Source organism: Streptomyces sp. GDS52 (assembly GCF_052246875.1).
Classification (GTDB): Bacteria; Actinomycetota; Actinomycetes; order Streptomycetales; family Streptomycetaceae; genus Streptomyces; species Streptomyces cathayae.
In genome coordinates, this window is sequence record NZ_CM125966.1 from 6,207,630 (window position 1) to 6,229,296 (window position 21,667).

At 73.8% G+C, this 21,667-nt stretch carries 15 protein-coding genes; 12 read left to right on the top strand and 3 right to left on the bottom strand.

Going from position 1 to position 21,667, the window contains the following annotated elements; all coding sequences use genetic code 11:
- Positions 1-75 precede the first annotated feature (75 nt).
- Positions 76-1,575: an SCO1417 family MocR-like transcription factor gene (locus ACTWJ9_RS28390; protein WP_279337109.1), complete on the top strand. Its 1,500-nt coding sequence runs from the start codon at positions 76-78 to the stop codon at positions 1,573-1,575.
- 65 nt (positions 1,576-1,640) lie between these two features.
- On the opposite strand, the gene ACTWJ9_RS28395 is transcribed toward ACTWJ9_RS28390, so the two are convergent.
- Together ACTWJ9_RS28395 and ACTWJ9_RS28400 are read right to left on the bottom strand one after the other, a co-directional pair.
- Positions 1,641-3,320: a hypothetical protein gene (locus ACTWJ9_RS28395; RefSeq protein ID WP_279337110.1), complete on the bottom strand. Its 1,680-nt coding sequence runs from the start codon at positions 3,318-3,320 to the stop codon at positions 1,641-1,643.
- A 49-nt stretch (positions 3,321-3,369) separates the two neighbouring features.
- Positions 3,370-3,564 carry a hypothetical protein gene (locus ACTWJ9_RS28400; protein WP_279337111.1) on the bottom strand — a complete coding sequence of 65 codons (195 nt, stop codon included), beginning with the start codon at positions 3,562-3,564 and terminating at the stop codon, positions 3,370-3,372.
- Positions 3,565-3,886: 322 nt separating this feature from the next.
- Here ACTWJ9_RS28400 and ACTWJ9_RS28405 point away from each other — a divergent pair, with 322 nt between their 5' ends.
- The 8 genes from ACTWJ9_RS28405 (at position 3,887) to ACTWJ9_RS28440 (ending at position 17,052) form a co-directional block, all read left to right on the top strand.
- Positions 3,887-4,279: an ankyrin repeat domain-containing protein gene (locus tag ACTWJ9_RS28405; RefSeq protein WP_279337112.1), complete on the top strand. Its 393-nt coding sequence runs from the start codon at positions 3,887-3,889 to the stop codon at positions 4,277-4,279.
- A 428-nt stretch (positions 4,280-4,707) separates the two neighbouring features.
- Positions 4,708-6,126, top strand: a complete 1,419-nt coding sequence (locus ACTWJ9_RS28410) for a HEAT repeat domain-containing protein (protein ID WP_279337113.1) — start codon at positions 4,708-4,710, stop codon at positions 6,124-6,126.
- A 162-nt stretch (positions 6,127-6,288) separates the two neighbouring features.
- Complete coding sequence (locus tag ACTWJ9_RS28415; protein WP_279337114.1) at positions 6,289-7,422, top strand: glycosyltransferase family 4 protein; 1,134 nt, start codon at positions 6,289-6,291, stop codon at positions 7,420-7,422.
- An 8-nt stretch (positions 7,423-7,430) separates the two neighbouring features.
- On the top strand, positions 7,431-8,705 hold the full coding sequence (locus tag ACTWJ9_RS28420) for a glycosyltransferase (protein WP_443294918.1): 1,275 nt from the start codon (positions 7,431-7,433) through the stop codon (positions 8,703-8,705).
- Positions 8,702-9,565, top strand: coding sequence for an SGNH/GDSL hydrolase family protein (locus ACTWJ9_RS28425; RefSeq protein ID WP_279337116.1), 864 nt, complete (start codon positions 8,702-8,704; stop codon positions 9,563-9,565). The genes ACTWJ9_RS28420 and ACTWJ9_RS28425 overlap by 4 nt, the downstream gene beginning before the upstream one ends.
- Positions 9,566-9,765: 200 nt before the next feature.
- A complete protein-coding gene (locus ACTWJ9_RS28430) occupies positions 9,766-11,292 on the top strand; it encodes a hypothetical protein (protein WP_387040013.1) in 1,527 nt (508 codons plus the stop codon).
- A gap of 115 nt (positions 11,293-11,407) precedes the next feature.
- The gene (locus ACTWJ9_RS28435; RefSeq protein WP_279337118.1) at positions 11,408-12,289 is read left to right on the top strand and encodes a hypothetical protein; all 882 of its coding nucleotides are present in this window, start codon (positions 11,408-11,410) and stop codon (positions 12,287-12,289) included.
- Positions 12,290-12,417: 128 nt separating this feature from the next.
- Positions 12,418-17,052 carry a hypothetical protein gene (locus tag ACTWJ9_RS28440; RefSeq protein WP_443294919.1) on the top strand — a complete coding sequence of 1,545 codons (4,635 nt, stop codon included), beginning with the start codon at positions 12,418-12,420 and terminating at the stop codon, positions 17,050-17,052.
- Between the two features lie 45 nt (positions 17,053-17,097).
- Here the strand turns inward: ACTWJ9_RS28440 and ACTWJ9_RS28445 are convergent, their stop codons facing one another.
- On the bottom strand, positions 17,098-17,688 hold the full coding sequence (locus ACTWJ9_RS28445) for a hypothetical protein (protein ID WP_279337120.1): 591 nt from the start codon (positions 17,686-17,688) through the stop codon (positions 17,098-17,100).
- Positions 17,689-18,105: 417 nt separating this feature from the next.
- Between ACTWJ9_RS28445 and ACTWJ9_RS28450 the strand changes: the two genes are divergently transcribed.
- The 3 genes from ACTWJ9_RS28450 to ACTWJ9_RS28460 are packed head-to-tail and all read left to right on the top strand — an operon-like array spanning position 18,106 to position 21,655.
- Positions 18,106-20,802 carry a nitrate- and nitrite sensing domain-containing protein gene (locus ACTWJ9_RS28450; protein ID WP_388707819.1) on the top strand — a complete coding sequence of 899 codons (2,697 nt, stop codon included), beginning with the start codon at positions 18,106-18,108 and terminating at the stop codon, positions 20,800-20,802.
- 13 nt (positions 20,803-20,815) lie between these two features.
- A complete protein-coding gene (locus ACTWJ9_RS28455) occupies positions 20,816-21,250 on the top strand; it encodes a roadblock/LC7 domain-containing protein (RefSeq protein ID WP_279337122.1) in 435 nt (144 codons plus the stop codon).
- 9 nt (positions 21,251-21,259) lie between these two features.
- The gene (locus tag ACTWJ9_RS28460) at positions 21,260-21,655 is read left to right on the top strand and encodes a DUF742 domain-containing protein (protein WP_279337123.1); all 396 of its coding nucleotides are present in this window, start codon (positions 21,260-21,262) and stop codon (positions 21,653-21,655) included.
- Positions 21,656-21,667 lie beyond the last annotated feature (12 nt).

Here is a 21,667-nt window from a genome sequence, read left to right on the forward strand (position 1 = left end):
GACTGACCCGTGACACCCTGTGGCGGGAAGGGGGATGCCATCCATGGCCAATTCGAGGAAGGTGGACTGATTCAGATGGTGCAGTGGACCTCGGCGGTGGGTACGGCGCAGCTCGCCCGGCTGCTCCACTCCCAGCAGGACCGGCCGGCCGGCCCCGGCACCCGCCGCCCGCCCGCCTACCGGGCCCTGGCCGACGGGATCCGGCTGCTGGTGCTCGAGGGGCGCGTCCCGGTGGCCGCCCGGCTGCCCGCCGAGCGGGAACTGGCCCTGGCCCTGTCCGTCAGCCGCACCACCGTCGCCGCCGCCTACGAGGCGCTGCGCGGCGAGGGCTTCCTGGGGTCACGGCGCGGCGCCGGCAGCTGGACCGCCGTGCCGGCCGGAAACCCGGTGCCCGCGCGGGGACTGGAACCGCTGCCCCCCGAGGCCCTCGGCTCGATGATCGACCTCGGCTGCGCCGCCCTGCCCGCACCCGAACCCTGGCTCACCCGCGCCGTACAGGGCGCCCTCGAGGAACTGCCGCCCTACGCGCACACCCACGGCGACTATCCGGCCGGACTGCCGGCGCTGCGCTCGACGATCGCCGACCGGTACACCGCGCGGGGCATCCCGACCATGCCCGAGCAGATCATGGTGACGACCGGGGCGATGGGCGCCATCGACGCCATCTGCCACCGCTTCGGAGGCCGCGGCGAGCGCATCGCCGTCGAGTCGCCGTCCTACGCCAACATCCTCCAGCTGATGCGGGAGGCCGGGGCCCGGCTGGTCCCCGTCGCCATGGCGGAGGGGCTGGCCGGCTGGGACCTGGACCGCTGGCGGCAGGTGCTGCGGGACGCGGCACCGCGCGTCGCGTACGTCGTCGCGGACTTCCACAACCCGACCGGCGCGCTCGCCGACGAGGACCAGCGCCGCCGGCTGGTGGACGCGGCGCGCTCGGCGGGAACGGTACTGGTCGCCGACGAGACCATGAGCGAACTCTGGCTCGATCCGGATGTGGAGATGCCGCGCCCCGTCTGCGCCTTCGACCCGGCCGGGTCGACGGTGGTCACGGTCGGCTCGGCGAGCAAGGCGTTCTGGGCCGGGCTGCGGATCGGCTGGGTGCGCGCGGCCCCCGACGTGATCCGCGGTCTCGTCGCCGCGCGCGCGTACGCCGACCTGGGCACGCCCGTACTGGAACAGCTCGCGGTGAACTGGCTGTTCGGCACGGACGGCTGGGAGCGGGCCGTGGAGATCCGGCGCGCGCAGGCCCGGGAGAACCGGGACGCGCTGGTCGGCGCGGTGCGCCGGGAGCTGCCCGACTGGGAGTTCGAGGTCCCGCGCGGCGGGCTCACCCTGTGGGTGCGTACCGGTGGGCTCTCGGGATCGCGGATCGCCGAGGCGGGGGAGCGGGTCGGGGTACGGGCGCCGTCGGGGCCGCGCTTCGGGGTCGACGGGGCGTTCGAGGGATATGTGCGACTGCCGTTCACCGTGGGCGGCGCGGTGGCCGAGGAGGCGGCGGTACGGCTGGCCGCGGCGGCACGGATCGTCGAGACCGGAGGGACGTCGGGGACGGAGGTGCCGCGTTCCTTCGTGGCGTAGCCACGGCGGACGGGCGGCACCTGCGCGCGGTGCCCCGGGGGAGGCCGGCGGTGTGCGGTGGGCGGTCAGGAGGATTCGGCGACGGCCGCCTCCGCGGGCACGGCGGCCTCGGGGTGCCGGTCGGCCGTCGCCGGGGCCGTGTCCGCGGAGGGCTCGTCGGCAGGGGCCTTGGACAGGAGGCCGGGTGCCGGCCGGGTGCGCCCGGGCGCCCGGGCCTTTGGTGCCGCGTCCGCCGTGGTCGTCCTGGCCGGGAGCAGGTCCAGTACCGCCTGCCGGTGGGCATCGCCGGTCGCGTCGTCGTACGGGTTCGGCGTGGCCGGCACCTGGAGCCGGTGGACCGGGCCCGTGCCCAGACGGGCGTAGCCACGGCCCGGGGGGACGTGTTCGACGGGTGTGGTGTGCGGGGGAGCGCCCAGGACGGCCGCCACCTGATCCGGTGTCGCGGGCCCGAGGACGACCCGCGCGCGGGTGTGCTGCCGCACCGCGTCGGTGAGGGCCTCCATGCTGTCGAGCTGATCGGCGACGACCACCGTGACGTTCACCGGGCGGCCGTGCCGTAGCGGGACCTGGAGCAGCGACTGGGGGTCCTCACGGCCGTCCGCGGCGGCCAGGTGCGTGAACGCGCTCGGGCGGTCCAGCAGAATCCAGAGCGGCCGCCTGGTGTCCGCGGGCGGCGGATCGCCCGCCTGGTGGGCCCGGTTGGTGGCGATCAGGCGGCGCTCCGTCTCGTGCGCGGCCCACTGAAGACTCGCCAGAGCTCCCGCCAGGCCGCACTCGACGGAGCGCACACCGTCCCGGCCGGTGAGGCACGCGTACTCACCGGTGCCGCCGCCGTCGATGATCACCACATCGCCGTGGACCAGCGCCTGCAGGGCGACGGAGCGCAGCAGCGTGGAGACACCGCTGCCGGGGTGCCCGGCCGCCAGCAGGTGGGGCTCGGTGGAGCGGACACCGGTGCGCCAGACGACGGGGGGAACGTCGCGCTGCTCCTCGCCGTGGGTGAGCGGCAGGGTCCGCCGCACCCAGGTGGGATCGGTGAAACCGAGGACCGTCTCGCCGGGGGACGTGACGAAGCGCTGGGCGGCGATGTCGGCGGGCAGCGGGGCGAGGACGCGGACCGTGAGCTGGTTGCCCTCCTCGTCCCAGGCGAAGTGGTATTCCCGGCCGCGCCCCGACTTGGCGGCGAGCAGATGCTCGATCCGGGCACGGGACTCCGGTTCGCCGTCGGTGTAGTACGCGGGATAGCTGATCAGTAGGTGGGTGATGCGACCGGTGCCGTCGAACTCGTACGCGGGGAAGGCGTTCTCCCACGCGCCGCCGTGGGTGTAGAGGGGATCGGGGTCCCCGGCGGACGAGAAGTACGGCACCAGGGCGTGGTACAGCGACCTCAGGCGTTTGACCTGCGACTCGTCGGGCCCGCCGGACCCGGCCGGGACGCGGTCCCGGCCCTGCCAGGCCGCCGCCGTCATCAGGGTGATGACGGCGAGCAGCGGACCGTACGGGAGGAGCGCCACGACCAGGACCACCGACGCCACCAGGAAGAGCAGCGCCCCGCGCCGCTCCTTGGGGGTGTCGAGCCACCTGCGCCGTCCGGCCGAGGCGAGCCGGCGCAGTCCGCGCATGATCGTGATGAGCGGATGCAGGACGTCCGTGGCGCTGTCGGCCGCCGTCCGGGCCAGCTCCCGGCTCCGGGCGAGCTGCGCGCCGCCGTTCCTCAGGATGCGGGGGAGGGGGCGCCGGGCCACTGCTGCCTCCAGTGTGTGCGGGTGGGTGAGGACGTGGGTGAGCGGTGGGTCAGAACCTGATTCCGCCGAGGAGGCCGGCCAGGCTTTCGCCACCCGCCTTGATGCTCGGCGCGATGGCCGTACTCGCCAGATAGAAGCCGAACAGCATGGCCACCACGGCGTGCAACGGCCTCAGGCCGTCCTTGCGGCAGAAGATGAAGAGGACGATGCCGAGCAGGACCACGCCTGAGATCGAGAGGATCATGTGAGTTCTCCTGGTTCGCGGGGACAGTCACCATGAGTACTTCCAGGATCACAGAATGTATCTATACGACAAAAGGTGCAACTGGGTTAATCGGCGTATGTTTCGCCCGGTCGGCGGACCGTTGCGGACCGTTTCCGACCCGGCGGACACGGGCTGGCGCATCCGGCTGGGTGCCCCGTGATCTTTACCTCCGACACGTCGGCTCATGTGCCGCGCGAGCCAGTACCCTGGCGATTCACCCGTACGGCTCTGCACCGCTCGCAGACGTACACCCTGTCCCCGATGTGCGGAGTGATCCGTGGTGAGAGGCGGCCCGGCCGACATGACTGAAGCCCCTGACCCCGAGGTCGTGGAGCTGGCGACCAGGATCTTCGATCTGGCCCGGCGCGGCCGGACCGAGGAGCTCGTGGCCTACGTCGACGCGGGTGTGCCTGCCGACCTCACCAATGACCGGGGCGACTCGCTCGTGATGCTCGCCGCCTACCACGGTCATGCCGCGACGGTCCGCGCGCTGCTGGAGCGCGGCGCCGACGCCGACCGGATCAACGACCGGGGGCAGACCCCGCTCGCCGGAGCCGCCTTCAAGGGTGAGACCGAGGTGGTCAAGGCCCTGCTGCACGGTGGTGCCGACCCTGCCGCAGGCGCTCCCTCGGCCGTCGACACGGCCCGGATGTTCGACCGCGCGGAACTGCTCGAACTGTTCGGTGAACACTGAACCGCGCAGAGGGCCGGAGCCGGACCGGGCGCTGAACCGGACGGTGCGCTGAGCGCTACCGGACGGTGCGCTGAGCGCTCCGGCCGGCGAGGACACGGGAACCGCGTAACCGCAGAACCGCGGGCCCGCAGAAACCGCAGAAACCGCGGAAACCACGGGAAACGGAGTAGGCGGTGCGAGGCCGCCGGAATTCGGTCGCGGCAGATGTGACCGCCGGGTCATCATGACGACGTGATTCACGGACGTGATGGCTGGGCAGGTGTTGCCGCACCGCGCGGGCCGTGACGCGGCCCGCTCGGGCCACCGACGAGAGGCAGAGGAAGATGGTCTACAGCAAGCAGGAAACGGCGGGCGCCCCGACGTGTTGGCACGCGGCCAGGTAATGCACGTCCCCGGTTGCGTCGACGCTTGATGTGAGGCTGTTTCCCATGTTCGATCCGGTCATAGCGCCCAGCGGTACGCTGCTCGGCCTGCTTCAGCGTGGCCGCGGCGACGGCACGCTGCACGCGCTCACCGCCCCGCGCTCCGAAACGCTCGCGGCACTGAACCACTGCGTGCTGCACGATCCGCGCCACGACTGGCAGGTGGAGAACCGCTCCCTCTACTACGCCCGCCTCTATCTCGATCTGCACGGCGAACTGGACGCGATCGAGGCGCACCTCTTCGAGGCCGAGGACCTCCTCGACACCGAGGAGTCACGCACCGGGCTCGCCCTCGCGGTCCTCGGGCACCTCGCCTCCTACGGCAGGCGGGACGCGCTCGTCCTGCTGCGCAGGTACGCCGCCCAGGGCTCCAACTGGGCCTGGGCCCTGGACGAACTCGCCCTCCGGGACGACGACGAGGGCCTGCGCGCCCTCGCCGTCCCGGTGCTCGCGCGGTTCAGCACCGACGCCGAGGGCGAGGCCGAACTGGCCGCCACCGTCCGTGACGCCTTCGAGCCGCGGCCCTGGCGCCTGTGGGCCGACGATCCACGCGAGTCCGTCGCCACACGCGTGCGCGGCGCCCAGGAGGCCGGCTGCTTCGACCGCTGGCAGCGGCAGATGCGCCCCACCGGCCCCCGTCCCGGGTGGAGCGTGCGGGCCGTCTTCGAGTGGGCCCAGCAGGGAGTCGAACGGGGCGCCGCCCTGCATGTCCCGGCCGCCCGATGCCTGAGCGCCGTGGCGGGTCCGGAGGACCGGCCCGAGATCGTCCGGGCCGCCGAGGACGGCACCGAGGGGGCCCGCTGCACGGCCCTGCGCTATCTCGCCGACGGCAACGACCCGGACGCCCTCACCCTGATCGAGGGCGCCGTGGCCACCGGGCCGGCGCCCGTCGTGGAGACCGCCGTCGACGCGTTCGAACGCATGCGCAGTCTCGCCGCCGTCGACCGCGCGCGCCGCTGGGCCCACCGGCCCGATGCCCTGGGCGCCGCCGCCGGCCGTGTCCTCGCCCTCCGGGGCGGCGCACAGGACCGGGACCTGGTCCTCGCCGCGCTGCGCGAGGCGGTACGGGGCGAGGGCCCCGACGCGACGGCCCTGTGGACCCTCGTCGACGGCGCCGGACGCCTGGGCATCGCCTGTGCCGCTCCCGTGCTCCGCCACATCTACCGGGAGACCGCCTCCTCCCATTTGCGCGGCCGGGCCGCCCGCGCACTCGCGGCCACCGATCCCTCCTTCGGCAGCGGCTTCGCCGTCGAGTGCCTCTGGGACTGCGAGGAGTCCACTCGCGAGATCGCCGCGCGGCACGCCGAGACCGGCGACGCCCGGGTCTTCGAGCGCCTGCGACGGCTCGCCGTCGACCCGGCCGAGGAGGCGGAGGTGCAGACCGCCGTACGCAGCCGGATCGGGCCCGGGGAGACCGTCGTGTGACCCGCCCGGGGCGCGCGGTGTGAACGCCGGACGACCCGCGGGACAGGAGCGCATGGCCGGCGTTCGACCCCTGTGGGTGTGCGACGCAACGCTCATGGGACGTTCCCCGGCCGGAAAGATCCACGTTGACGTGGCCACGTTCGGCGCGGCGAGAACACCCGTATGCGAGTCGTCATCGTGACCGAATCCTTTCCCCCTGACGTGAACGGCGTGGCTCACTGCGCGCTCCAGACCGCACGGCACCTCGTGGACCGCGGTCACAGCCCTGTTGTCGTCGCCCCCGCCGTCCCCACTGCCGCGGGCGACGAACCCGACGACCGGGCCCCGTGCCCCGTCGTCCGGATCCCCTCCCTCCCGCTCCCGGGCTACCCCCAGGTGCGCGTCGCACTCCCCAGCCGGCGTGTCACCACGGCGATCACCGAGCACCGGGCCGATCTCGTCCATCTGGCCAGCCCCTTCGTGCTCGGTGCGCGCGGCATGGCGGCGGCCTCGCGTCTCGGCCTGCCGGCCGTGGCCGTCTACCAGACCGACCTCGCCGGGTACGCCCGCACGTACATGGGCGCGGGCGAGGCCGCGGCCTGGCGCCGGATCCGGTCCGTGCACTCGGCCGCCGACCTCACCCTCGCCCCGTCCGGCGCCGCGCGGAGCGACCTTCAGGAGCACGGGATCCCCAGGGTCGAACTGTGGCCGCGCGGCGTGGACACCGTCCGTTTCCGGCCCGAACTGCGCAACGAGGCACTGCGCCGGGAACTCGCCCCGAACGGCGAGCTGATCGTCGGCTACGTCGGCCGGCTCGCCCCCGAGAAGCAGGTCGAGCTGCTGGCCGGGACGAGCACCCTGCCGGGAGTGCGGGTCGTCGTCGTGGGCGACGGCCCCAGCCGGGCGGGTCTGGAGCAGGCCATGCCCGGCGCGGTCTTCCTGGGACGGCGCACCGGTGACGAGCTCGCGAGGATCTTCGCCTCGCTGGACGTCTTCGCCCACACGGGACCGTTCGAGACCTTCTGCCAGACCGTGCAGGAGGCCATGGCGAGCGGCGTGCCCGTGGTCGCGCCCGCCGTGGGCGGCCCGCTGGACCTGGTCGCGCACGGGCGCACCGGGTTCCTGGTGCCGCCGTGCGACGCGGCCGCGGTACGGGACGCGGTGTGGTCCCTGGCCGCCGACCCCCGGCTGCGGGCCGCCTACGGGGCAGCGGGGCGCGCGACGGTCGAGGGCCGTACCTGGGCTGCCGTCGGGGACCGGCTGATCGGCTACTACACGGATGTGCTCGCCGGACGCAGAACGGCGGTGGCGGCGTGAACGGGCCGATGACGACGGGAAACCCGTCGGCCGGCGTGCCGGGTGCCGACGGCACGCAGGGCGTCGGGTGCCCGCAGGACGTCGACGGCCCGCTGCGGATCGTGCGGCTCGCGAACTTCGTCGCACCGGCCTCCGGCGGGCTGCGCACCGCGTTGCGGGAACTCGGCAGGGGCTACCGGGCGGCGGGGCACGAGCCCGTGCTCATCGTTCCCGGGGAGCGGGAGAGCGACCGGGAGACCGGGCAGGGGCGGGTGATCACCCTGCCGGGCCCGCTCCTGCCCGGCACCGGCGGCTACCGCGTCCTCACCGACAAGCGGCGGATCGCCGCCCTGCTGGAGGAACTCGCTCCCGACCGGCTCGAGGTGTCCGACCGTACGACCCTGCGCTGGACCGGCAGATGGGCGCGGCGGGCCCGGGTCCCCGCGGTCATGGTCTCCCACGAGACCGCCGACGGCGTGCTGCGCACCTGGGGGCTGCCGGAGGGGGCCGCGCGGCGTACCGCCGACGCCCTCAACGCCCGCACCGCCCACACCTACGCGCGGGTCGTGTGCACCACAGAGTTCGCCGAGCGGGAGTTCGCCAGGATCGGTGCCCGCAACGTCGTACGGGCACCGCTCGGCGTCGACCTGACGCAGAGGCATCCCTCGCTGCACGACCCCGCGCTGCGGGCCCGTCACGCGCGCGGGACGGAAACACTGCTGGTGACGTGTACCCGGCTGTCCGTGGAGAAGCGGCCCGGGACGGCGCTGGACGCGCTGGAGGCGCTGCTGCGGCGCGGGCGGCGGGCGGTACTGGTGGTGGCGGGGGACGGACCGCTGCGGCCGCGGCTCGAACAGCGCGCCCGGGAACGCGGACTGCCGGTCGTCTTCCTGGGCCACGTCCTCGACCGGACGCTCCTCGGGGTGCTCCAGGCATCCGCGGACGTGTGCCTGGCGCCGGGACCCGCGGAGACCTTCGGGCTCGCCGCGCTGGAGGCGATGGCGTGCGGCACCCCCGTGGTGGCGAGCACCTCGTCCGCGCTGCCGGAGGTGATCGGCTCCGCCGGGGCGGTCGCGGGGGACCGGGGGGAGTCGTTCGCGGACGCCGTCGAACTCCTGCTGGGACGGCCGGAGACGGAACGGCGCGCGGCCGCACGCGCGCGTGCGGAGTGCTTCGGGTGGGAAGCGGCCGTGACGGCGTTCCTCGACGCCCACGAGGCCCCGCGGACGGCCGCGCGGGAGGGCGAGCGGGAGGACACGGTGCCGGTCCGGCCCGTGCCCGCGGTACCGGGGGGCCCGAGATGAGACCCGTGCGGTTCGTGGCCCTCGGCGACTCGCTGACCGAGGGCATCGGGGACCGCACCGGTGACGGATGGCGGGGCTGGGCCGCGCTGCTCGCCGGGTCGCTGGGCGAGCAGCCCGTACGGTTCACCAACCTGGCGAGGAGCGGGGCGCAGACGCACGACGTGCTCGAAGACCAACTCCCCGGGGCACTGGCCCTGCGGCCCGACCTCGTGTCGGTCGTCGTCGGGGTCAACGACACCCTGCGCCAGGGCTTCGACATCCACGCCGTGGCCGGACGGCTGGACCAGGTGTACGCGGCCTGCGCGGCCCGGGGCGCCGTGCTGCTCACCGCGTGCCTGCCCGACCCCGGCGGCACCATGGGCCTGCCCGGAGCGCTGGCCAGGCCGCTCGCCCGCCGGCAGCGCGCGGTCAACACCGTCGTCCACGCGCTGTCCGACCGGTACGGCGCGGTGCACCTGCACGCGAGCGACGGTGACTGGGTCGCCGACCGTACGATGTGGAGCGCGGACCGGATGCACCCGGGCGAGCGGGGACACCGCCAACTGGCCGTGAGGTTCCACGCGCTGCTGGCGGAACGCGGTCTCGCCCCCGGACCCGCGCCCTCGCCCGAGCCGGAGTCCGCGGCACCCACCCTGACGGCGAGCCTGTGGTGGCTGGCCACCGCCGGCACCGGATGGGTGGCGCGCCGGTGCACCGACCTGCTGCCCCAGCTCCTCGCGCTCGCCGCCGACGACCTGCGGCACCGCGCGCGGGGGACGAGCGTCCGGCTCGACCTGCGGACCTCCGCCGCGGTGTCGGCGGCACTGGCCGCGCTGACGGCGGGGGAGTCCCCGCGGCTCCGGGGCGGCACACGGCAGTGAGGGGCGCCGTACGGCGCCCCGGAGCCCCTCCGGTGCGGTTCCGGCCGTGGCGCGGCCCGATGCGTACCGCGTCCGGAGCGAACCGGTGGTCAGCGGGCCCCGGCGGTCCCCGTGGGTCCGAACCGGTGTGACAACCGTGACACCGGGGCGCATCTGCGTCGTTTGGGTTGTTGTCAGACCGAGGACCTAGTCTGTGCACCGTGACTTCACCTGCATCGACGGACAGTGCTCCGCCCCAGCTCAGCGCGGGCCCGCGGCCCGCGCCGGGCCCGGCGGCCGACGAGGGGCTGGCCCGGCGGCTGCGCGCCCTCGCCTGCACCGCGCCGCTGCACGACCTGGACGCCCGCAAGGTCAATCTGGCCGGAGAGTACTCGGTTTACGGCATGGCGGAGATCGCCCTGGCGGCCATCGACCTGGTCACGCTGAACATGGACTTCGACACCGGTGCCGACCATGACCAGATAGTCGCCCGGCTCGTCCCGCGCATCGCCGCCCAGGCACCCCGCCGGCCGGTCGCCGAGCACGAGCGGGTGGCCCGCTGGGTCCTGGAGAACCTGATCAACGTCGGCAGCGTCGATCGCGGCTTCCGCGCGGTGTACGGAGTGTTCGGCGCGGACGGCAGCTATGTCCGCCGCGACTACGACTTCAAACTGATCGAGGAGGTCCCCGGCCCCGGCGGCACCGTCTACCTGCGGACCACGGACGAGGCGGTCAACGTCCTGGTCGGCGCCCTGGACACCGATGTCACCAGCGCCCAGATCGCCGCCGAGGTCAAACTCGAGGTGCTGATCAGCCGGGGCAGGCTCGCCGACGCCCAGCTCGCCGCCGAGCAGGCCCGCTACCGGACCGTGCAGTACTCCGAATCGCTGCGCCGCGCCCTGGACGCCACCCGGCGCAACGTACGCGCGGTGGACTGGCTGAGCGCTGTTCCCGACATGATCGCCGAGGCCCTGGACCACGTCGCGGACCGGTACCGCCACGAGAACGCGATCCTCACCAACATCCGCAAGGCCCGTGACGAATCGGAGGACCCCGAGCACAAACGCAGGGCCGCCGAGCTGGTGGACATCGTCAAGGACTGCATCCGTCGGCACACCCAGCTGCAGTCCCGGCTGCTGGAGGCCGGCCCGCTGTTCCGGGCCGAACAGGACCGGCAGGCCTTCGCCACGCCGGCCTCGGCCTCGGGCACCGACCTCTACGGACACCTCCTCTCCCCCCTGCTCCCGCTGCCCCTGGAGCAGGCGGTCCGGGTCACCGACGCCTTCTTCACCCGCGGCACCGGGCTGCGTACACCGGTGTCCGTCCGGGTCGCCGATCTCGTCGACATCCTGCTGACCCCGGCGGTGGAGCGGGAGCACCTGGGCGCCGAGATGCCGGAACCCGACCTGATCGCCACACCCGACGACAGCCGCTTCACCGAGAAGCAGCTGGCGGCCGCGACCACCCTGCTGGAACTGCCGGCCGACGCGCCCCGACGGCTGTCCGGACTGCTCGCCGAGGCTCGCGGCCAGGACCCCGAACTTCCGTACCTGGTGGCCCTGCTGGCGGTCCACGCGGCCAGCCCGCCGGTCGGCACCGCCTACCGTCAGGGCGAGCGGCGCCTGCTCTTCGCGGTGGACGACGGTGTGGAACTGGACGACCCCGAGTTCGGCGGCGCCGATCTCATCGTCGGTACGGCCCTGCTGGACGCGGCGGGAATGGCGGCGGACCGGACGGAGGCGGCCTGATGAGCGCTCCGCCGGACCGCGGGGAGCCGGCGGTGGCCGCAGGCCCCGGGCCGGCCGCCGGTACCGTCGCCGCCCCCGTCACCGTCGTTCGCCAGCGCGAGGAGGAACCGTGTCCGTGAACGAGCATGCCGAGTGGAGCGAGGCGGAACCCTCCACCGCACCGGCCGTTGCCACCGTCACACCCGCCGACGCCGCCGACGCGGCGCGGCTCGTCGCCTTCGGCCTCCAGCCCAAGCTGCAGCCGGCCCGCGACCAGGAGTACGCGGACCTGCTGCGCCGCTACCGTGAGGACCCGCCGTTCGCGCGCCTCGCCGACGCCGTGGCCACCGGCCTCGGCCTGATCGTGCTCGAGGTGTCCCCGCGCGCGGGGATGGCCGTGACCGCCGCCGAGGACTCGGTGTTCGCCGTCCGCATGGGCGACTACGCGCGGCGGACCTCCGCCGACGGTGGCGACCGGTTCCTGCACGGGCTCGCCCACCTCGCCGTCGCCGTCATGGCCTTCCCGCGTCCCGAGGACCTCGCCGACGACGCCTACATCGGGCGGGTGACCGTCAACGGCGTCGACGCCTTCGTACGCCAGGCCTGCCACCGTCTGGAGGAGAGGGCCGCGGAACAGGGCGAGAACACCGACCCGGCCAGCGACGCCCCGGGGCTGGAGACGGCCTGGCGGATCTGGGCGAGACGCAGCGCGACCGGCGCGACCAAGGACGCACGCCGGCTCGCGGGTTCGACCACCGGCATCGTCGCCAAGGCCGTCACCTTCCTCACCGACTCCGGATTCCTGCAGCGCACCGGCGACGACCACGGCGGCACCTACCGCACGACGGCCCGCTACCAGCTCCAGGTGCGAGAGCTGGCGGGCGGTGCGGCCATGGCCGAACTGCTGGAACTGGGCATCGTCCCGGTCACCGACGGCACCCCGACCCTGCTGCCCGCGGACAGCGGTGAGGACCTGGAACTGGTGGCCGGCGCCGGTCTGCCGTTCCATTCCGCCTGAACCGGCCCCCGCCGCACGTCCTCGCCTCCGTCCCCACCCCCGCTCCCCTTCCCGTCCCCGCCTCCGTTCACATTCCCCATTCCTGTCTCCGAACCACCCCGACCTGCCGAAGACTTCGAGAGTCCGCCATGTACGAGCTGTCCCGGGTCCGCCTCTACTCCATCGGGCCCGCCGGCGCGCGTTACGCCGACACCGTGCTCGACCTGCGCGGTGTCGGCGCGACCGTGCCCGAACCCGCGCCGACGCAGGCGGAGTTCTTCGCGGAGGAGCCGGTGGGCCCGCCCCGCCGGCCCGCGCCCGCCGGGGTGCTCTTCCTGGAGAACGGCGGCGGCAAGTCCGTCCTGCTGAAGCTGATCTTCTCCGTGATGCTCCCGGGCCACCGCAACACCCTCGGCGGCGCGAGTTCCGGCGTGCTGCGCAAGTTCCTGCTGGCCGACGACTGCGGACACGTGGCGCTGGAGTGGCAGCACGTGCTGACCGGCGAGTGCGTCGTCGTCGGCAAGGCCAGTGAATGGCGTGGCCGCCAGGTCTCCAACGACCCGAGGAAGTTCGCCGAGGCCTGGTACTCGCTGCGGCCCGGCCCGGGACTCGGCCTGGACAACCTCCCCGTCGCCGAGGCCACCGCCGTACGGCCGCCCGCCGACGGCCAGTCCGGCGCGAGGGGCCGCCGCCGCACCATGAAGGGCTTCCGGGACGCCCTCACCGAGGCAGGCCGGACGTATCCGCACCTGGAGGTGCACTGGGAGGAGACCCACGAGCGCTGGACCGAGCACCTCGGCGACCTGGGACTCGACCCCGAACTCTTCCGCTACCAGCGGGAGATGAACGCCGACGAGGGCGAGGCAGCCGGCCTCTTCGCGGTCAAGAAGGACTCGGACTTCACCGATCTGCTGCTGCGTGCCGTCACGGACACCCGGGACACCGACGGACTCGCCGACCTGGTCGGTGGCTTCGGCAACAAGCTGGGCCGACGCGCCGAGCTGATCGCCGAACGGGACTTCACCGCCGGGTCGGTCGAACTGCTCGGCAGGATCGTCGAAGCCGCCGGCGCCCGTACCCGGTCGCGGGAGATCCACACCGCGGCCGAGCGCCGCACCCGCACTCTGGCCCGCAGGCTCTCCGCGCGCGGCAACCAGGAACGCGTCCGCGCCGCCGACCTCGCGCAGCGCGTCACCGCCGCCGCCCACGCCGTCACCCAGGCCGGAACGGCACGCGAACACAGCGCACTGATCTCGGCGGAGATCGCCTACCGGCACGCCTCCCTGGCGCTCACCGCGGCCGAGAAGTCCGCCGCCGCCCAGAAACGGGAACTCGCCGACGCGCGCACCCTGTACTCGGCGTGGCAGGCCGCCGAGGCGGCGCTGCGCCACCGCGCCGCCGCCGACCGGGCGGCCAGGGTCTCGGCCGCGATCCAGGAGGCCGAGCGGGACGCGGCACCCGCGCTGGCCGCCCGCGCCAAGGCCGCCGTCGACCTCGTACGCGCCCTGCACACCGCCGCGCAGAACGCCGAGAACCTCGCCAACGAGCAGGAGGAGCGGTCCGCCGCCCTCCAGGAGGTCAGCGACGCCGCCCATCGCGACGCCACCGCCGCCGCCACCGGGGCACAGCGGGCCCGCAGCGAGATCGGTCACCTCAGACAGCGCCTCACCGAGGTCGAGCAGGAGACCGCCGAGGCCGTCCGGGCCGGCTGGCTCGACGACAGTGCCCCCGACGCCGACCCGGCCCGCGCCGCCCTCGCGGCCGGCGACGCGGAGAAGACCGCGGTCGCCGCCTGGGACTCGGCCCGCGAGGCGGCCCGCCGGGCGACCGAGCACGCGCGCGAGGCCGCCGCCACCCAGGCGCGCGCGGAACTCACCGCCGCCCGCGCGGCGGACGCGGCCACGGCGGCCGACCGCGCCCACGAGAGCGAACTGCGCACCGCACAGGCCCTGGCCGCCGAGGAACGGCCGGCCGAGCTGCTGGGCCTGACCGCCACCGACGCCCGCTCCTCGGTCCCGTGGCCCCGCCCCGACACGGACGCCGAACCGGGCGGCCGCCCCGCCGAAGGCGCCCTCACCGCCACCGAACTGGACCGCTTCGCCGACGACCTGTGCGAACTGCTCGACGACGCGGTCTCCTCCGCCGAACGCCAGTTGTTCGAGCTGCGCACCGCCGCCGCCGACGACGCCCGCATCCTCGGCGCCCTCGGAGACGGCGGACTGCTGCCGCCCGGCCCGGACGTGCTGGCCACGGTCGAGTACCTCGGTGAGCACGGCATCCCCGCCCTGCCCGGCTGGCGCTATCTCGCCCAGGCCGTGGACCCCGCCGACCACGCACGCGTGCTGGCCGCCCGTCCCGAACTGGTCGACGGTGTCGTCATCACCGACCCGGACTCCCACACCCGCGCCCGCGCGGCCCTGAGGGACGCGGCCCTGCTGCCCCGGTCCACGGTCGCCGTCGGCACGGCCGCCGCCCTGCTCGCGCCGGCCCCGGCGCAGGACGCGGACACCGGGGACGTCTTCCTCGTACCGCCGAACCCGGCCATGCACGACGAACACGCCGCCGACGAGGAGCGGCAGGCGCTGCGCGTCCGGGCGGCCGCGCGGGACGAAGAGATCCGTGCGCTGGCGGCGCGGCTCGCCAAGGACCGGGAGCTGGCCGCGCGGCTCACCTCCTGGCGTACCGGCTGCCCGCCCGGCCGGCTCGACGAACTGGCCCGCGCGGCGCACGATGCCCGCGCCTTCGCGGCGGAGTGCGAGGCGGAACTCGCCGAGGCACGCGCTCTGCGGGCGGAGGCCGAGGAGGCCGCAGCCGAGGCCGCCCGGGTGCGTGACGAGCGACAGGAGACCGCGCAGAAGGCCCGGCGCGCCGCAGACGCCCTCGCGGGACTCGCCTTCCGGCTGCGCGAGCGGGGCGGCTGGCAGACCACACTGCGGGAGCTGGCCGACGACGCCGCCGAGGCGGAGGCCGGCGCCCAGGCCTGCCTGGAGCGCGCGCGGGCCGCCGACGAGGACCGGCGAGGCGCGCAGCGGGCCGCCGACGACGCCCGGCGCACCGCGCGGGCGCTGCGCGCCGAGCGCGCCGAGATCGCCGGCGCCCCCGACGACGTGCCGGAGGACGGCACCGAGGCGCCGCAGATCTCCCTGCCCGCCCTGCGCGAGGCGTACCGGGCCGCCTCCCAGCTCTACGAGAAGGTCGGCGTCGGCGCCGACCTGCGCGCCGAGCAGGCCCGCGCCGAGAGCGACGAGAGCGCGGCACGCGCGGAGCTGGACCGGCTGAGCAACAAGGTCCGCACCCGTGCGGAGCAGTTGCTCCAGTCGCCCGAGGGTTCGGACGGTCCCAGTCGCCAGGCCGCCGCGGCCCGCGCCGAGGAGCTGGTGCAGCTCCTGGAGACCCGCATGTCGAGTGCGAGCGAGCAACTCGGACGGCTGCGCGGCGAGGCGGAGCGGCTCGCGCCCGAGGACGGCGAGGAACACACCGGGCTCCCCGAGGAGTCGGTGCCCCGTGACGCCGAGCACGCACAGGCGCTGCTGCGGACCGCCACGGCCGAACTGGCCTCCCGGACGGAGGAGCTGGGCCGGACCGGGCAGGCCCACGGAGAACTCCTCGACGCGCACCGCGCCGCGGAGGACGCCGCCGGGGGGTTCGACGAGATCGCCGCCATGCTCCGCGACCTGCTGCGTGATCAGGCGTCCGAGGAGGAACCGGAGGGGCCCGAGCCCTACCCGGGCAGCTTGGCGGAGGCCCGCAGCTCCGCCGCGGAAGCCCGCCGGTCACTGCGGGGCTGCGCCGCCGATCTGTCCGCCACCGAGTCCGCGGTGCGCGAGGCGAGCGACATCCTCGTCCGGCACGCCAACTCCACCCGCTACGAGCAGGTCCGCACCCCCGCACGGCAGCAGATCCGCGAACTGCCCGCTTCCGCACTGCCCGAGCACGCCCACAAGTGGGCGGACGCCTTCGCGCCCCGGCTCAGGGTCCTCACCGACGAGCTCGAACAACTGGAACGCAACCGGGACTCGATCGTGGACCGGCTCAGAGGACTCGTCGAGTCGGCGCTCGCCACCCTGCGCTCCGCGCAGCGGCTGTCCCGGCTGCCCGAAGGGCTCGGCGAGTGGTCCGGACAGGAGTTCCTGCGCATCCGCTTCGAGGAACCCGACCAGGCGACCCTCACCGAACGGCTCGGTGAGGTCATCGACGAGGCGACCCGCGCGGCCGTGCGCAAGAACTCCGATCTGCGGCGCGACGGCATGTCCCTGCTGCTGCGCGGAGTCGCAGCCGCCCTCCGGCCCAAGGGCGTCGCCGTCGAGATCCTCAAGCCGGACGCCGTGCTGCGCGCCGAGCGGGTCCCCGTCGGGCAGATGGGCGATGTGTTCTCCGGAGGGCAGCTGCTCACCGCGGCCATCGCCCTGTACTGCACGATGGCCGCGCTGCGCTCCAACGACCGGGGCCGGGAGCGGCACCGGCACGCCGGCACGCTGTTCCTCGACAACCCCATCGGCCGCGCCAACGCCACCTACCTGCTGGAGCTCCAGCGGGCCGTCGCCGACGCGCTCGGTGTGCAGCTCCTCTACACCACCGGCCTGTTCGACACCACGGCACTGGCGGAGTTCCCGCTGGTCATCCGCCTGCGCAACGACGCCGACCTGAGGGCGGGCCTGAAGTACATCAGTGTCGAGGAGCACTTGCGGCCGGGCCTGCCCCAGGAAGCCACGGACGGGGAAGCCGTGCACAGCGAGATCACGGCCACCCGGATGTTCAAACGGCCCACCCCGGCGAACGGCTGACCAGGCCGTCTGAGCGAAGCGTCCGGGCCGTCCGGGCCATCCGGGTCAGGAGTGGGACAGCCGACCGGTCCCGCCCCGGCGGCGTATTCGTGCCTGCGCACGCTGGGCGGACCTCTCCCTGCGACGGGCCCGGCGCCGCTCGCGGCGCCGGGCCCGCGCGGTGCTGCTGGGTGAGGACACCACGCCGTTGCGCTGGTTCCAGACCTGGCGCGTCACCCACACGTCGAGGACCCCCCAGGTCGCCAGGATCGTGCTGACGACGCTGCTGATGACCATGGGGAAGGCCAGCCAGGACCCGGCCAGCGTGCACAGAAGGGCCACCATGGCCTGAATCAGTGTCAGCGCGACGATGAGCACGGCCCGTACGGCCGCCGTGCGCACCGGATCCGGCAGGCGGCGCCGCCGCGCGGGTTCCTCGACCCACAGCGGCCGGTAGTACGGCCGTGGGCGCGCGTCTGCCTCCGAGCGGACGTCCGCACCGGGTGCGCGGGCCGGTTCCCCGGGGCCGGCGCCGACCACCGCGGTCCCGGGCTCCGCCGCGGGGGCGCCGCGGTTCGGCACCTCGGTGTCCGGCCGCTTCGTCATCTGCGCCACCGCGGCGCCCTCGGGCGCCTCGTACCGCTCCGCCGTGCCCATCAACGTGTCAACTCCCCACCGCCGGCAGTCCGCCCGCTCGCGTCCGAAGACCCGGCTCCCCAACGACTGCCCGGCTTGCACTGATTTACGCCGCCCGGATGCGAGGCGCGGCTCCTGCGGCCGATTCCGCCCCCATCTCCCACAGAGAAGGACGAACGGCACGTCGCAAAGATTCCCGGACAAGGAAAGAAATCGGCCAACTGTACCCATCGGGGTCCGCAGGCCGGCACCCGGCCTCCCCTCGATCCGGGATGGAATCTCCCGTAATGCACGGACAACTCGCCATGTCCCGCCGTCGGTACGGAAGTTCGGATTCCGGAGAACTCTTCGAGTCGGCCGCGGCTCGGTAGTAGGCTCGCGCCGTTTGTTGACACACATGTGTGCCCTCGGTCACCCGAGGGCGAGCTGGGGGAGGCCATGCGCTTTCGCGGGAAGTCCGTCCGCCGGAAGATCGTGGCGCTGCTTCTCGTGCCGCTGGTGTCCCTGACCGCGATCTGGGGCTTCGCCACGGTATTCACGGGACGGTCGGTCACTCAGCTGTTCCGGGTCTCCGCCGCGGTCGAGGACATCGGCCACCCGATCGAGAAAACCGTCCGCGTCCTCCAGCAGGAACGCCGCCAGACCCTCGTCCACCTCGCCGATCCGCGGGCCTCGGACACGCTCTCCGCGCTCCGCGCCACCCGCACGGCCACCGACGGCGCCATCGCCGAGGTCCGCAAGAACGCGGGCACCCCCGACGTCCGCGACGGGCTGAGTACGGGCGGCGAGGACCGGATCACCGCTGTCCTGGACGCGTTCGACGGCATCGACTCCCTGCGCGGCAGCGTCGAGCAGGGCACGATGAACCGCGCCGAGGCCCTCCACCAGTACAACCTTCTCGTGGACTCCTGCTACGCCCTCCTGACCTCCCTCGACGGCATCGACAACGTGGAGGTGGACGAGCAGGGCCGCGCCCTGCTCAACCTCAGCCGCGCCCGTGAACTCCTCGCCCGCGAGGACGCCCTGCTCGGCTCGGCCCTCGTCGTCGGCACACTGTCCCGCACAGAGGTACGCGACGTCTCCGACCTCGTGGCCCAGCGCACGCTGCTGTACGACATCGCTCTGCCGCAGTTGCCGGCCGCGGACCGGGGCCGCTACGAGAGCTTCTGGAGGAACGCGGCGTCCGCTCCGCTGCGCGTCGCCGAGGAGGCGGCCGTCTCCTCCGGCACCGGACCGCCTCGCGGAGTCACCGCGAAGAGCTGGGACACCGCCGCCGGCCATGTGCTCGAAGAACTCGGTACCCTCGACGACCAGGCCACCGACCGCTATCAGGACCGCGTCCAGCCGGTCGCCATGAGCGTCATCACCTGGGCCGTCCTCGTCGGCGTCCTCGGACTGGTCGCCGTCCTCGTCTCCCTCGTCCTGTCCGTGCGCATCGGCCGCGGCCTCATCCGTGATCTGCGGCAGTTACGTCTCGAGGCGCATGAGGCCTCCGGCGTGCGACTGCCCAGTGTGATGCGCCGTCTCTCGGCGGGCGAACAGGTCGACATCGAGACCGAGATCCCCCGCCTGGAGTACGACAGGAACGAGATGGGCGAGGTCGGCCAGGCCCTCAACACCCTGCAGCGCGCGGCCGTGGAGGCGGCCGTCAAACAGGCCGAACTGCGCTCCGGGGTCTCGGAGGTGTTCGTCAACCTCGCCCGCCGAAGCCAGGTTCTGCTGCACAAACAGCTCACCCTGCTGGACAGCATGGAGCGCCGGACCGAGGACACCGAGGAACTCGCCGACCTGTTCCGTCTGGACCATCTGACCACCCGCATGCGCCGGCACGCCGAGGGGCTGGTCATCCTCTCCGGGGCCGCGCCCTCCCGGCAGTGGCGCAAACCGGTCCAGCTCATGGACGTCGTGCGCGCCGCCGTCGCCGAGGTCGAGGACTACGAGCGCATCGAGGTCCGCAGACTGCCGCGGGTCGCCGTCACCGGCCCCGCCGTCGCCGACCTCACCCACCTGGTGGCCGAACTCCTGGAGAACGCCACGGTGTTCTCCCCACCGCACACCGCCGTCCAGGTCCTGGGCGAGCGTGTGGCCAACGGCTTCACCCTGGAGATCCACGACCGCGGTCTCGGCATGGCGGCCGAAGCGCTGCTGGATGCCAACCTGCGGCTCGCCGAGACCCCGGAGTTCGAACTCTCCGACACCGACCGGCTCGGACTGTTCGTGGTCAGCCGTCTCGCGCAGCGGCAGAACGTCCGGGTCTCCCTGCAGCCCTCCCCCTACGGCGGCACCACCGCGGTCGTCTTCATCCCGGACGCACTCCTGACGGACGACGTCCCGGACACCAACGGAGCCGGCTTCCGCCTCGACCGGCCCCGGCGCGCCAAGGAGAGGGAACCAGGGGAGAACCGTCGTCCCGCGCTGTCCCAGGTGCCCGTACAACGGCCCGGAGTGTCCGCCTCGCTGCTGGACGGACCGATCGAACTCGAGGGCCCCGTCGACCTGGACGCCCTCGACGACTACCCGGGGGCCCCGGCGGACGAGGACGGCGAACACAGCGGCCTGTTCCGCCCCCGGCGCTCCTCGGGCCGCACCGAGGACGAGCGGCCGGGCCCTCGGCGTGAGCTGCATCAGCGGGCTCCCGAGAACCGCGACGGACCGGACAGGGGCAGGGACAGGGACGGGCAGGCGAACGGCCCCGCTCCGCTGCCCCGCAGGGGAGTCCCCAAGCTGGTCAGTTCCCACGGCCGCCCGGTCGACGACGAGCACGTCCGCCGGGAGCGGACGGACCACGACACCCCCTCTGCCCACCCGGGGCAGGAGCCCGCACCGCCGCCCCTGCCCGCCCGCCGACGGAGCACGGAGTCCCGCCCCGGCAGCACCCCACAGGAGGCAGGCGACCGGCCCGACCTTGGATCGCTGCCCCGACGGGTACGGCAGGCCAGCCTCGTCCCACAGCTCAGACGAAGCACGCGACCACGGAACGAGGAAAGATCCCAGCCCGTCGAACGGGACGCGGAGGAAGTGCGCAGCCGCATGGCCTCGCTCCAGCGCGGCTGGCAGCGCGGCCGCGACGAGAACGCCGAGGCCGACGACGGCCCCGGCGGGACAGCACCACGAGGAACGACCAAGAACGACTGAGGGGGGACGGTCGATGACCGCACCGAACACGACCGGCCACGCCGAAGGCGGCAAGGGGGAGCTGAACTGGCTCCTCGACGACCTGGTGGACCGCGTCGCGAGCATACGGAAGGCCGTCGTGCTCTCCGGCGACGGCCTCGCCACGGGGGCGTCCGGGGGACTGACCCGCGAGGACAGCGAGCACCTCGCCGCCGTGGCCTCCGGGTTCCACAGCCTCGCCAAGGGGGTGGGCCGCCACTTCGAGGCAGGCGGTGTCCGACAGACCGTCGTCGAACTCGACGAGGCCTTCCTGTTCGTCACGGCCGCCGGAGACGGCAGCTGTCTCGCCGTCCTCGCCGACGCCGACTCGGACGTCGGACAGGTCGCCTACGAGATGACCCTTCTGGTGAAGCGGGTCGGCCCGCATCTGGACGCCGAACCACGCACCGATCTGCCTCCGGGTGGGTAGTGGGATGGCATGAGTGCTGACGGCGAGGGAAGAAGCCACTGGTTCGACGAGGAGGCCGGACCGGTCGTCCGTCCGTATGCCATGACGCGGGGCCGCACCTCGAGTGCGGCCCAGCACCGCCTCGACCTGATCGCGGTGGTCGTCGCCGAACCCGAAGCGGACGATCCCGAAGCGGACCCCACCCTCTCCCCGGAACACGTGGACATCGTCGGGCTGTGCCGTGACACGCCGCAGACCGTCGCCGAACTCGCCGCGGAACTCGACCTGCCCGTCGGAGTGGTACGCGTCCTCGTCGGAGATCTCGTCGACCTCGAATCCGTCCACGTGAACCGGCCGGTTCCCCCCGCCGAACTGCCGGACGAGAGTATTCTGCGCGATGTGATCAACGGCCTCCGAGCGCTGTGAGCGGCGCGGAAG